The sequence below is a fragment of the Bradyrhizobium sp. T-1 genome (assembly GCF_053592855.1).
In genome coordinates this window covers 7,633,804-7,646,441 of the sequence record NZ_CM132115.1, presented here as the reverse complement: position 1 = coordinate 7,646,441, position 12,638 = coordinate 7,633,804, and the positions used below count along the sequence as shown (strand labels likewise).

The window sequence follows — 12,638 nt, the reverse complement described above, 5'->3', positions numbered from 1 at the left end:
CCATGAGCCAGTATGTCCTGCGCCGCCTTCTGATTGCCGTTCCGAGCCTGCTGGCGATTTCGCTCGTCCTGTTCGTCGTCCTGGCGCTTGCGCCAGGCGATCCCTTCAGCGAGCTCGCGACCAATCCGAACGTGCCGCCCGAAGTGCAGGCCGCGCTTCGGGCCAAGTTCGGCCTCGACGATCCGATCTACCTTCGCTACCTGCACTGGCTCAACGCCATGCTGCACGGCGACTGGGGCTTCTCCTTCGTCAGCCGGATGAACGTGGACACGCTCATCCTGCAGCGCCTGCCGGCCACGCTCTACGTGATCGGCTCGGCGCAGATCCTGGCGCTGCTGATTGCGATTCCCGTCGGCGTCTATGCGGCCACCAAGCCCTATTCGCTGTTCGACCAGATCGCGAACACGCTCGCCTTTGTCGGCTTCTCGCTGCCGACCTTCTTCACCGGCATCCTGTTCATCCTGATCTTCTCGGTTACCCTGGACTGGCTGCCTTTCGTCTACTCCACGGACATCAAGGCGACCGGCATCCGTTGGGTGCTCGAAATGATCCGGCAGGCGATCATGCCGGTGGCGGTGCTCGGCCTGTTCCAGGCGGCGTCGATGACGCGCTTCGTGCGCTCGGCGATGCTCGACGTGATCCGGCTCGACTACGTCACCACGGCGCGCGCCAAGGGCCTCGGCCAGGCCACGGTCATCGTCAAGCATGTGATGCGCAACGCCATGATCCCGGTCGTCACGCTGATCGCGCTGCAGATGCCCGCCGTTTTCGGCGGCGCCATCGTCACCGAGCAGATCTTCCGCATTCCGGGTATCGGCTCGCTTCTGATCTCCTCCATCCTTTCCAACGACACGCCGGTGGTGATGGCCGTCACCTTCGTCTTTGCGTGCCTGGTGGTGCTGTTCAATCTCATCGCGGACGTCCTTTATGGCTGGCTTGACCCTCGCATCTCCCTCCGCTGAGCGGGGCGTCTACTCGCCCTGGCGCGAGACGTGGCGGCGCTACAGCCGCCACAAGCTCGCCGTCGTCAGCGCGTTCCTGCTGCTCGTCCTGATCCTGGCGGTCGTGGTCGGTCCCTTCATCTGGCGCGTCAAGATCAACGACATCGACATCGTGGCCGGCCTGCAGGGGCCGTCGCTGACCCATCCCTTCGGCACCGACGACCTCGGCCAGGACATCCTGGCGCGCATGATCTATGGCGGGCGGATTTCACTCGCGGTCGGGCTCGCTGCGATGCTGGTGTCGGTGTTCATCGGCACGCTGATCGGCGCGCTCGCCGGCATGTCGCGCGGCGCGCTGGGTCACGGATTGATGTGGCTCACCGATCTCTTTCTGTCGCTGCCGCAACTGCCGCTGCTCCTGCTGCTGATCTATCTCTTCCGGGACGGGCTGAAGCAGGTGTTCGGCCCTGAAGGCGGCATCTTCATCCTGATCGTGCTCGTGATCGGCGGCCTGCGCTGGATGCCGGTCGCGCGTCTCGTCCGCGCGCAGTTCCTGTCGATCCGCGAAAAGGAGTTCGTCGAGGCCGCGCGCGCGCTCGGTGCCAGCCCGGTGCGACAGGTGGTGAAGCACATCCTGCCCAATGCGCTCGGTCCGGTGATCATCGCCGGCACGATCGACGTTGCGGCCGCGATCATCGCGGAATCGACGCTGTCCTTCCTCGGCCTCGGCTTTCCGCCGGATACCCCGACCTGGGGCCGGCTGCTGTTCGACGCCAAGGACTTTCTCGACATCGGCCCGCACTGGGCCTTGTTTCCAGGCGGCGCGATCTTCATCGCGGTGGTCGCCATCAACTTCATCGGCGACGGTCTGCGTGACGCGCTCGATGCGCGACGGGTGATCTGATGGCGCCGCTGCTCGAGATCAAGGGTCTCAAGACCCACTTCTCCACCGACGACGGCATCCTGCAGGCCGTTGATGGCGTCGACATCACCATCAACAAGGGCGAGACGCTCTGCGTCGTCGGCGAATCCGGTTGCGGCAAGACCGTGACCGCGATGTCGATCCTGAAGCTGATCGCAATGCCGCCGGGCCGTATCGCGGCCGGCGAGATCATCTTCGAGGGCCGCGATCTGGTGCCGCTGACAAGCAACCAGCTCGACGACATCCGCGCCAAGGAGATCGGCTTCATCTTTCAGGAGCCGATGACCTCGCTCAATCCCGTGCTCACGATCGGCGAGCAGATCGCCGAAAGCCTGCGCCGGCACGAGGCCGTCACCAAGAAGCAGGCCCTCGATCGCACCATCGAGATGCTGAAGCTGGTGCAGATCCCGAACGCCGAGGGCCGCGTGCATCACTATCCGCACCAGTTCTCCGGCGGCATGCGCCAGCGCGTGATGATCGCTATGGCGCTCGCCTGCAAGCCCAAGCTCGTCATCGCCGACGAGCCGACCACTGCGCTCGACGTCACCATCCAGGCGCAGATCCTTGACCTGCTGCAGGACATGAAGGAACGCTTCGGCATGGCGGTGATGCTGATCACCCATGCCATGGGCGTCGTCGCCGAAACGGCGCAGCGTGTCGTCGTGATGTATGCCGGCAAAGTGGTGGAGGAAGCGGATGTCGACGCTCTCTTCGCCGATCCGCGCCATCCCTACACGCAGGGCCTGATCCGTTCGATCCCGCGCATCGATCTCGACAGCGAGCACAAGACGCGGCTCGAGGCGATCGGCGGCTCGGTGCCGATCCTGATCAACCCGCCGGTCGGCTGCCGTTTCGCGCCGCGCTGCAAGTTCGCCATGGACGTCTGCATCGAGAAGGAGCCGCGGCTGCGCGAGATCGCGCCCGGCCATCGCATGGCCTGCCATCTCGGCGATACGCAAGTGGGAGGCGCGGCATGAGCGAGCCCTTGCTCCGCGTCAGCGGCCTGAAGAAGTATTTCCCCGTGCTGGGCGGCCTGTTGTCGCGCCAGGTCGGCAGCGTCTACGCGGTCGACGGCGTGTCGTTCTCGGTCGATCGCGGCGAGACGCTCGGTCTCGTCGGCGAATCCGGGTGCGGTAAGTCGACGACGGGGCGTTGCGTGCTGCGTCTGATCGAGCCGACCGACGGCGAAGTCGTGTTCGACGGCCAGGACGTCGGCAAGCTCGGCGGCGGCGATCTGCGCGCGATGCGGCGGAATATGCAGCTCGTGTTTCAGGATCCGTTTGCCTCGCTCAACCCGCGGATGACCGTCGGCTCCATCCTCGGCGAAGCCTTCACCATCCACAATCTCGCCTCCAACGCCACGGAGCGTGAGGAGCGTGTTGCGGGCCTGCTCGTCAAGGTCGGCCTCAAGGCCGAGCACATGCGCCGCTATCCGCACGAATTCTCCGGCGGCCAGCGTCAGCGCATCGTGATCGCGCGGGCGCTCGCGGTCGAGCCGAAGCTGATCGTCTGTGACGAGCCGGTGTCTGCGCTCGACGTCTCGATCCAGGCGCAGGTCATCAACCTGCTGGAAGACCTCCAGGCCGAGCTGAACCTCACCTATCTCTTCGTCGCGCATGACCTCTCGGTGGTCGAGCACATCTCGGACCGCGTTGCGGTGATGTATCTCGGCCGCATCGTCGAGCTTGCGAAGGCGAGCGACCTCTATCGCAATCCGCAGCATCCCTACACCAAGGCGCTGCTGTCGGCCGTGCCGGTACCGGACCCCAAGCTCAAGCGTAACCGCATCCGTCTCAAGGGCGACGTGCCGAGCCCGATGAGGCCGCCGTCCGGCTGTCACTTCCACACCCGTTGTCCGATCGCCCAGCCGCGCTGCGCCGAGGCCGCGCCGGAGCTGAAGGAAGGCGCGGGCGGACATTTTGTGGCGTGCCATCTGGCCTGAGTTACGCGGTGCATAGGTCGCCGGCGGTCTTGATCCCAAGGGCCCGTCCGGCGTAGGGGGACGCATGAGCCAGGTACAGGACGTGACGCTGGGTGCGGTTGATATGGCCCGTGCGACGGATCGCGACGCCGCGGCGCGCCGGGCGCTGTGGGGATCGGCGCTCGGCTACGCCATGGATGGATTCGACCTCCTCATCCTCGGCTTCATGCTGACGGCGATTTCGAAAGACCTTCATCTCACGCAGCCGCAGGCGGCCTCGCTGGTGACGGGAACTTTGGTCGGTGCGGTGGTCGGCGGCTTTGTCTTCGGCATGCTGTCGGACCGGCTCGGGCGCGTCCGGGTTCTGACCTGGAGCATCGTCCTGTTCGCGGTCTTCACCGGGCTCTGCGCGCTGGCGCAAGGCTATTGGGACCTGCTGATCTATCGGGCCATCGCCGGCATCGGTCTCGGCGGCGAGTTCGGCATCGGCATGGCGCTGGTGGCCGAGGCCTGGCCCGCGAGCAAACGCGCGCGGGCAACATCCTATGTCGGGCTGGGCTGGCAGTTCGGCGTGCTCACGGCGGCGCTGGTGACACCGGTGCTGTTGCCGGTCATCGGCTGGCGCGGGATGTTTGCGCTCGGCGTACTTCCGGCGGTGATCGCCTACGTGATCCGGCGCAAGCTGCACGAGCCGGATGTCTTCATTGCGCACAAGGCGAACGCGACGAAAGCTGGCTCGTCACTTCGTGCGCTCGTGGCTGATGCGGAGACGGCCAGGATCGGCATCGGGATGATCATTCTCTGCTCGGTGCAGAATTTCGGCTACTACGGCATCATGATCTGGCTGCCGAACTATCTCTCGACGCGGTTCGGCTACGGCCTGACGCAATCGGCGCTGTGGACCGCTGTCACCATCGCCGGCATGGCGCTCGGCATCTTCCTGTTCGGCCATGCCGCGGACCGTTTCGGCCGCCGTGCGGCGTTCCTGACCTACATGCTGGGCGCGGCGATCATGGTGGTGGTCTACTCGCAGTTGACGGCCGCCGGCGCGTTGCTGGTCGGCGGGGCCGTGATGGGCTTCTTCGTCAACGGCATGCTCGGCGGCTATGGCGCGCTGATGAGCGAACTTTATCCGACCGCGGCGCGAGCCACTGCGCAGAACGTGTTCTTCAACATCGGGCGGGCAGTGGCCGGTTTCGGTCCGCTGGTGGTCGGCATCGTCAGTGCCGCTTACGGCTTTCCGACCGCGATCGCAGGTCTTGCACTGCTTTACCTGATTGACATCGTGGCGTTGCTCGCCCTGATCCCGGAGCGGCGCGGCGTCGATCTCGCCTGACGTCGGATTCGCCTCACTCCTCACGAAGCAGGCCGTAGCCTGACAGGGCCGTCTTGAACGTTTCCACGGACGAGTGGTGATGCGCAAGGAGGCCGGCTTGCCGTGCCCCGGCGACATTTGCCGCGAGGTCGTCGACAAAGAGGATGGTCGCGGGGCTGGCCTTGAGCTCTGAAACGCAGCGGCTGTAGCAGAGCGGATCGGGCTTCGCCGCTCCGAATTGGGCTGACGTGTAGATCTTGGAGCCGAACAGCGGCCGCAATTCCGGCAGCAGCGTATCGATGTGATCGGCGACCAGTGTGGTGTTGTTGGTCAGGACCGCAATATCGACACTTCGGCGCAGCTGACCGACGATCTCCAGCATGGCGCGATCGGCCCGCATTGAACAGCGTCGCGCCTCCACCCATTCGTCGAGCGACAGCGGATAACCGATGCGCTCGCCGAAGCCTCGCAGATAGTCGGCGGCATCAAGCGTGCCGGAATCGCCGAGCAGCTCGAAGCCGCTGTCCCAGATCGCCGAGTGGACGGCTTCGCTGCTGGTCCCCGCAAGCGCGGCGAGGTGCGCGACACGCTTTCCCCTGTCGTAGCCGCAGAGAACGTTGTCCATATCGAAGAGGACGAGCTTGATTTCGTCAGCCACAGCAGCGCTCTCGGATGGCCGAACATCCGGCCGTGACCGCAGTCATAACCGGTCGGAGCGCAGACAACAAACCCGGCGGCGTTCGTCGATCCCGTCACGCACTCTTCGCGGGCCAGGGGACGACCTGTCCCGACATCACCAGCCGGTCACGGCCGCTGTCCTTGGCGGTGTAGAGTGCGCGGTCGGCGGCAGCGACCAGCGTGCTTGAATCCGTGACCTGGGACGGAAGGCCGGTCGCGGCGCCGACGCTGACGGTCACCAGGCGGGACGGTGGATTTTGCGCATGCAGCATGGCGAGATCGTGCAGCGCCTGGCGAATCCCTTCGCCGACTTCGGCGCAGCCATCCGGGCCGGTGTTGGGCAGCAACACGGCGAATTCCTCGCCGCCATAACGCGCCGCGAGGTCGGCAGGGCGCCTGGCGGTGGCGGATAGAATCCGGCCGAGCGCGCGCAGGCACCCATCGCCGGCCAGATGCCCGTAATGGTCGTTGAACTTCTTGAAATGATCGACGTCGATCAGCAGGAGCGACAACTGGGTGCCGTCGCGCCGCGCGCGCGCCCATTCATCGGCCAGGCGCTCGTCGAATGCGCGCCGGTTGGCAAGGCCGGTGAGGCCGTCGGTCGTTGCAAGCGAGGCGAGCTTGTCCTGAAGATCTTTCTGCTCCGTCATGTCGCGTATGACGGCAACGACGCCGTCGATCTCGCCGCTGTCCGATGCCAGGGTCACGTGCAGTGCCGCTTCGGCCCAGATCTCACCCTTGTCGCGATGACGTTGGCGATAGACGAACCGCGCCTCCTCGGCTTCGCCTCTCTTCAGCGCGGCGATGGCCTGCTCGACCCGTTCCATGTCATCGGGGTGGATGCCGGCCAGGGCCGACGTATCAAGCAGTTCCTCGGCCGACCATCCGGTGATGCGCACGCATGAGGGGGAGACGTAAAGCAGGCGGTTATCGAGCCCGATCCGGGTCACCATGTCGCTGGATTGCTCGGCCAGCAGACGGAAATTCGCTTCCTTGGCGACCAGGACCTGTGCCATGCGCTGCCGCTGCGACAATTGACGGACCAGATAGAAGCCAATCACGGCGATCAGCAGCACGAGGCCGAAGACGACGATCGCGCGCGTGGCCGCGGCGTGTCGCCAAGGGGCGAGCACGTCGTCCTTCGACTTGCTCGCGAGCACGAACAGCGGATAGCGGCTGCTGCGCTGGTAGTAGCTCAACCGCTGCACGCCATCGAGTGGCGACTTGAAATAATAGACAGCCGCGGCGGGACGGCTCTCCCAGTTCTTGAACAAGGGCGCATTGGACAGGTCGCGTCCGACGAAAGCTCCGCTCTCGTCACGAGTCCGCACCAGCATGGTGCCGGCATTGTTGAGCAGCGATACCGAGCCATTCGGCCCAAAGTCGAACCGCTCGTAGAACTTTGCGAAATAGGCGACGTCGATCGTCAGCAGGGCGACGCCGGCGAAGCTGCCGTCGGGATGATTGATCCGGCGTGACGCCGTGATGATCCATTGGCCGCCGGAGCGACTTTTGACGGGGCGACCGATCAGCGTGCCCTTGTCGGGGGAGTCGCGGTGCTGGCGAAAATACTCGCGGTCGCTGTTATTGAGCCCGGAGAAGTCGATTTGCTCGGTGGTGGCAAGCCAGCGGCCGGTCTCGTCATAGACGAAGATGCCGCGAATGCGATCCGAGGATTTGCGGGTCGGCAAATAGGTCTGGAGCTTTGAGATTGTGTCCGGGCCGGTCCCGTCGAGCTCCAGCCGGTGGACCAGCCCGACCAGGATCGTATCGGCGAGCTCGAACGTGTCGTCTGCATGCTGGATCAGCGAATGCGCAAGATTGGCGACGTCGATCTCGGCGTTCTTGAGCTCGGTATTGCGCGTTTCCCATTCGCGCCAGGCGCTCAAGCCTAGGATCGTCATGCAGATCAGCGCGACGAAGCCCGCCGCCCAGAGCGGAAGGCGTGTCTTGCCGAGTTCGCGGCTCGTGACCATGGGGCTTGCTCCAATTCGGGGCAAACCTCTCACTTTGGCCTTAACGGCTCATTGCAACAACTGTGATGATTGTGCGGAGCCGTACTCAACCGGAGGAAGTTTCCGACGTTTTGATCGACTCTCGTCGGCGGATGTTTACCAAGGTTTCCGTAACGCGATGGTTTCGTCTCGCGTCCGTCGTGTCACCCTTCCAGCGTGAAACCGACGCGCAACGTCACCTGGTAGTGGCGCACGGCGTTATTCTCGATATGACCACGCGTCTGCACCACCTCGAACCATTTCATCTCGCGAACGGTTTTCGCGGCGCGGCTGATCGCGTTCTTGATCGCGTCTTCGATCGAGGTCTCGGACGATCCGACCAGTTCCAGGATCTTGTAGACATGATCCTTCTCGGCTGTGGGCATGGCGAGTCTCCGTCGGTTGCGCTGCCGCATTCGCGGTCGCATGGGCATCAGAACTGAACGGACAGCAGCCGTTCCGGTTCCGCTGGCTGCCATGGCCTGCCCGCGCCATTCGCGCAATGACGTCACCGCGCGCTTATCGGACGCGAAGCTACGCTGGCTCGCCGTGCAGGCGGATCGCGGCAGGCTTGGCCTCGCGCAGCAGGACCCACAGCAATATGGCGAGCACCGCCATGAGCGCGAAGCCTCCGACGGCCGGCGTCATGATACCTCCCGGGCTGCTCGCATGGACGCTCTCTGCGGACAGCCGCGCCGATTGCAGAAGTCCGTAGGCATTCGCCAGCAGGAGGAGGGCGTAGAGGGTGCTGCGTTCGCGCGGGCTCGCCAGGCTGGCAAGCTCGGGAAGCAGCAGCGCAAGACCGATCCCCACGATCGGCAGGTCATAATCGTAGGCGTAGGGGCTGATCATCACCGACGCGACCGCGACGATGCCGAGCGCGAAGCGGGGAGACGGTCCGCGAGCAATCGCGAGTGCGACGGTGACCAGCGCAAGCGCCGCCATGGCCATCTGGCCCCAGAACGCCCAAGCCGCGGGGAGGCCGGCGTTGTACAAGGCCGCATAGGCCGAGATCATCCGAAACAGCTGGTAGCGGCCGTCCTCCAGATAGCTTGCTGCTTCGCGAATGCTGCCGAGCCACGCGATCCAGATTTGCGGACCGAAGGCGAGCGTGCAGACGAGCGAGCTCGTGGTCACCACGATTGCAGCCGTCAGCACCGCCGGCCAGCGGCGCGTCAAAAGCATGTAGATGCCGGCGGCAACGGCCAGATGAGGCTTGATGACCATCATGCCGAGCACGACGCCTGATAGCACCGGACGCCGGTCGGCGTTGATGCAGACCAGCCCGATCAGCGCACCGGTCAAAAGGCCGTTCTGGCCGATACCGATGGTGATCGCGATGGCCGGAAAAAAGACGACGAGCACGGCTGCGAAGCCGTGTCCCGCGATGACGCGCAGCACCATCAGATAAGCCGCGAGCGTGACCGCCGTGAAGAGAAAATAGGCGGCCCAGCCCGGCAGGAATGCGAAGGGGGCAAGCAGCAGGTCGAATTGCGGCGGATAGGTCCAGGGCATGACGCCGACAGAACCGCCCGCGGCCGCCATCTGCATCTTCGTGAACGACGCAAACTGGTAGGTCAGATCGAGATCGCCGAGCCAGATTCGCTGCGCGACAATGTGGAAGGCGGCGAAGTCCGCGGTCTGGCTGCCGTACCAGAGGCCGCCCTCGAAGAACCGGAAGGTCTTGAAGCCTAGGATGACGGCCAGCAGCGCAAGAATGACGCAGAGATAGATCGTCCGCTTCCGCGGCGAGGTCTGGATCTGCTCCAACGTTGCGGTGAGCATCGGTTCGCTATCTCTACGCCGCGGCAAGGCCTGCCGATCTGCGGGCGAGATTGCGGATCGAACCTTAAGGTCCGGTAACGAAAGCCGCCGGTTCTTGCAGCACTACGGATCCAGCTCCGTATCCCAGTAGAGATAGTCCAGCCAGCTGTCGTGCAGATAGTTCGGCGGAAACAGGCGGCCGTTGCGGTGGAGCTGGTGGACCGTCGGCGCGAACGCGCTCTGGCGCGGAAACATCTTGGCTTGCGCCGGTGTCAGATTGCCCTTGCGCAGGTTGCAGGGCGAGCAAGCCGCGACCACGTTCTCCCAGGTGGTCTGGCCGCCTTTGCTGCGCGGGATGATGTGGTCGAAGGTGAGGTCTTCGGGCGAGCCGCAATATTGGCAGGCGAAACGATCGCGCAGGAAGACGTTGAACCGGGTGAAGGCGGGGTGGGTGGTCGGCTTGACGAAGGATTTGAGCGAGACCACGCTCGGCAGCTGCATTTGCAGCGTGGGACTGTGAACCGCCTGATCGTAATGCGCTACGATGTTGACGCGGTCGAGGAACACCGCCTTGATCGCGTCCTGCCACGACCACAGAGACAGTGGGTAGTAACTCAGCGGCCGGAAGTCCGCGTTGAGGACCAGCACCGGCCAACTGCCTTGCGAGACATGTGCGTTCAAGTAACGCTCCCGGCCTCCAATATACGCTGCGAAGCAGCATGTACTGACATACTACATGCAGCGTGACGGGATTGTGAAGCCCGTTGAGCGACTTATTCAGGGCGCACGCAATACGGCGGCGGGGTGGCAAACGCTCAAAAACGCCGCGATTTGGCGCGGGCGCGCGGTATCGGCGCGGAACAGCCTCGACCAAGACCTTGGGACGCGCGGCGGCTATTCCCGCACGCGCTCCAGCTTCTGCAGGCATCGGGTGGCGCGCACGACGGCCGGCATCTCTTCGTCCGGAAAGCTGGTCTTCCAGTCGGTGACGCCGACTACGCCGACATAGATGTTGCCTTTCGAATCCAGCGCGATGCCGTGCGGTGCCAGAAACTTTCCGCTGGCGACACCCGGGCCTTCCACGCTGCCGAGCCGTGCGAGTGCCGCGCGATCTGGCTTGCCCATCGCGCGCTCGAACCCATCGAGCCAGGCTTGGGCGGAGACGGCCATATCCTTGGTGCGATCCAGTATGCGCGACCTCGTGGCCGCCTTCGCGGCGTTTCCTTTGAGAGGAACGCTATACTGGATTAGCCGACGTCAAAAGCGCATTACCCGAGCAGCGAGAGCATGTGGCCCTGCTCAGGCGGAATGCGCCCCTTCAGCGTCGCGAGATAAATGCGCTGCACGGCTTCCGGCCCGCGGCTCTCGACCACGCTCAGGCATCTTTCCAGCATCGGCGCGAAGCCTGACCATGCGGCGCCAAAACGCTGCTCGATACCGCCCGGACCCCAATCCTTCGCGCGCTTGCGGATGTGGTCGGGCGCGAAGAACCAGCGTGGCTTTGCGCCGGGCAACGTGCCCTCGTTCGCGTCGGTGGCGCGATGCGTCAAGCCGACGCGTACCGAGCAGGCCATCTGCCCGCCGAAATGGTTGTGCAGCCCGGCCCGCAACGCGCTGCTGCCGGCCATGTCGACGAAGGCAACCGGCTTGTCGGTCGGGAGTGAATTGACGCGGTCATAGGTGACGACGTCGTCATAGCAGGGCAGCGAGCCGACAAAACCCGCATTGCCCGCCGAGGTCAGCCCGATCACCTTGCGGCCGCGGCTGTGCAGGAGATGCGCAAGCCCGAAAGCAGTCTTGCTCGAGGCGCTCGACAACAGCACGGTGCGCGCGCCGAAATCGTCGTTCTCGGCCAGAAAATCGTCGACCAGGAACGACAGCATGAACAGCGGTCGCAACAGCGCCTGTAGGTCGCCCTGATGCCCGGCAAAGGCGGGATCGCCGGTGACGCGGGAATAGAGATTGTAAACCGGCGCGACCTGCTTGCGATGCTCGGCGCCGTCACGAAGCGCGCGCTTGCTGACGTCTGCGGCTTCGATGACGAGATGGGTCGCCATCGGGAAATAGCCGAACAGAAGTTCGCCGACGGCGACGCCTGGATGTTTGGAGGCAATGACCTCGCCGAAGCCCCACACCGGGATGTTGCCAAAGCCCTGCGGCGCCGGAAAGATCTGCCAGTATTTCAGCTCGTCGCCCATCACGGCATAGGTGATGTTGTTGGCGGTGAACGCGAAGCGATCGACCTTCACCAGAAGCGCATCCGCGGGCAATGCGGCTGCATCCGGAAGAGTGGTCTCGATCAGCTTGCATTGCTCGAGATCGTTGCGTGCGACGACGAAGTCGGTCGATGTCATGGTGAAGGTCCCGGCTTTTTCCGTGCCGGCATCTTCTCCTTTACGGCCGTGCGCTTTGCAACAGCAACTTTGTTTGAAACGGCGTTCACTTCGCCGGCGATCACGCCCTCGCGCTTCTTCACCGCGCGGTAATAGCTCCACCACAGATGCGCGGCGGCGCCACGGAGCGGTCGCCAGGGCTCGGCGAGTGGTGCCATCTGCTTTTCGGTCGGCCGGGCCTTCAGGCCTAGCCCGATGCGGATGCCCTCCTGCACGGCAAGGTCGCCGGCCGGCCAGGCGTCGCCGTGGCCGAGGCAAAACAGGAGATAGACGTCGGCCGTCCATGGCCCGATGCCGGGCAGCGAGATCAACGTGTGATGCGCGGCGTCGGCATCCTCTTCTGCGAGCACGTCGAGGTTCAGCCGCTCCGCGATGATTTCGCGCGCGAGATGTTTCAGCGTCTTGATCTTGGCTGCGGACAGGCCAAGCCGCCCCAGCCGGTTGGTACGGGCGCGGCGTACCGCGTCATGGTCGAATGGATCGAAGGCGGCCGACAGCCGTCCCCAGATCGCCGCCGCGCTCGCGGTCGAAAGCTGCTGCCCGCAGACGATATGGGCAAGCCCGGCAAAGCCAGGTTCGCGCCGCCGCAACGCCGGCATGCCCGCGATCTCCAGCACGGGCTTGAGGCGCGGATCGCGCTTGATCAGCGCATGAACGGCCTCTTCGAGATCGGATTGGGTTTCGAGGTGGATGGTCATTGCAGTTTGCCA

General features: G+C 64.5%; 12 protein-coding genes and 1 pseudogene. 5 read left to right on the top strand and 8 right to left on the bottom strand.

The window, feature by feature from the left end; all coding sequences use genetic code 11:
• The first annotated feature begins 2 nt into the window (after positions 1–2).
• The 5 genes from ACWAT4_RS36570 to ACWAT4_RS36550 all read left to right on the top strand — a co-directional run bounded on the left by ACWAT4_RS36570 (position 3) and on the right by ACWAT4_RS36550 (position 5,120).
• Positions 3–962 (top strand): ABC transporter permease, encoded by a 960-nt coding sequence (locus tag ACWAT4_RS36570; protein ID WP_212297343.1) that lies wholly within the window; start codon positions 3–5, stop codon positions 960–962.
• Complete coding sequence (locus ACWAT4_RS36565) at positions 928–1,845, top strand: ABC transporter permease (protein ID WP_212297342.1); 918 nt, start codon at positions 928–930, stop codon at positions 1,843–1,845. Before ACWAT4_RS36570 ends, ACWAT4_RS36565 begins: the two co-directional genes overlap by 35 nt.
• Entirely contained in the window at positions 1,845–2,840 is a 996-nt protein-coding gene (locus ACWAT4_RS36560) for an ABC transporter ATP-binding protein (protein WP_212297341.1), read from the top strand. The genes ACWAT4_RS36565 and ACWAT4_RS36560 overlap by 1 nt, the downstream gene beginning before the upstream one ends.
• Positions 2,837–3,805: an ABC transporter ATP-binding protein gene (locus ACWAT4_RS36555; RefSeq protein ID WP_449729328.1), complete on the top strand. Its 969-nt coding sequence runs from the start codon at positions 2,837–2,839 to the stop codon at positions 3,803–3,805. The genes ACWAT4_RS36560 and ACWAT4_RS36555 overlap by 4 nt, the downstream gene beginning before the upstream one ends.
• A gap of 64 nt (positions 3,806–3,869) precedes the next feature.
• Positions 3,870–5,120 (top strand): MFS transporter, encoded by a 1,251-nt coding sequence (locus ACWAT4_RS36550; protein WP_249209557.1) that lies wholly within the window; start codon positions 3,870–3,872, stop codon positions 5,118–5,120.
• A gap of 13 nt (positions 5,121–5,133) precedes the next feature.
• Here ACWAT4_RS36550 and ACWAT4_RS36545 read toward each other — a convergent pair whose 3' ends face one another.
• The 8 genes and pseudogenes from ACWAT4_RS36545 to ACWAT4_RS36510 form a co-directional block, all read right to left on the bottom strand.
• Positions 5,134–5,757: an HAD family hydrolase gene (locus ACWAT4_RS36545; protein ID WP_449729327.1), complete on the bottom strand. Its 624-nt coding sequence runs from the start codon at positions 5,755–5,757 to the stop codon at positions 5,134–5,136.
• Between the two features lie 94 nt (positions 5,758–5,851).
• The gene (locus ACWAT4_RS36540; protein ID WP_449729326.1) at positions 5,852–7,753 is read right to left on the bottom strand and encodes a sensor domain-containing diguanylate cyclase; all 1,902 of its coding nucleotides are present in this window, start codon (positions 7,751–7,753) and stop codon (positions 5,852–5,854) included.
• Between the two features lie 182 nt (positions 7,754–7,935).
• Positions 7,936–8,157: a dodecin gene (locus ACWAT4_RS36535; protein WP_212426115.1), complete on the bottom strand. Its 222-nt coding sequence runs from the start codon at positions 8,155–8,157 to the stop codon at positions 7,936–7,938.
• A 148-nt stretch (positions 8,158–8,305) separates the two neighbouring features.
• Complete coding sequence (locus ACWAT4_RS36530) at positions 8,306–9,556, bottom strand: glycosyltransferase family 87 protein (protein ID WP_449729325.1); 1,251 nt, start codon at positions 9,554–9,556, stop codon at positions 8,306–8,308.
• 102 nt (positions 9,557–9,658) lie between these two features.
• Entirely contained in the window at positions 9,659–10,216 is a 558-nt protein-coding gene (locus ACWAT4_RS36525) for an HNH endonuclease (RefSeq protein ID WP_008142962.1), read from the bottom strand.
• Positions 10,217–10,429: 213 nt separating this feature from the next.
• A pseudogene (locus ACWAT4_RS36520) lies at positions 10,430–10,636 on the bottom strand (SBBP repeat-containing protein); the annotation flags it as partial.
• 167 nt (positions 10,637–10,803) lie between these two features.
• Positions 10,804–11,889, bottom strand: a complete 1,086-nt coding sequence (locus ACWAT4_RS36515) for a DUF2855 family protein (RefSeq protein ID WP_212426117.1) — start codon at positions 11,887–11,889, stop codon at positions 10,804–10,806.
• The gene (locus ACWAT4_RS36510) at positions 11,886–12,626 is read right to left on the bottom strand and encodes a DNA-3-methyladenine glycosylase family protein (protein WP_449729324.1); all 741 of its coding nucleotides are present in this window, start codon (positions 12,624–12,626) and stop codon (positions 11,886–11,888) included. The genes ACWAT4_RS36515 and ACWAT4_RS36510 overlap by 4 nt, the downstream gene beginning before the upstream one ends.
• Positions 12,627–12,638: the final 12 nt, after the last annotated feature.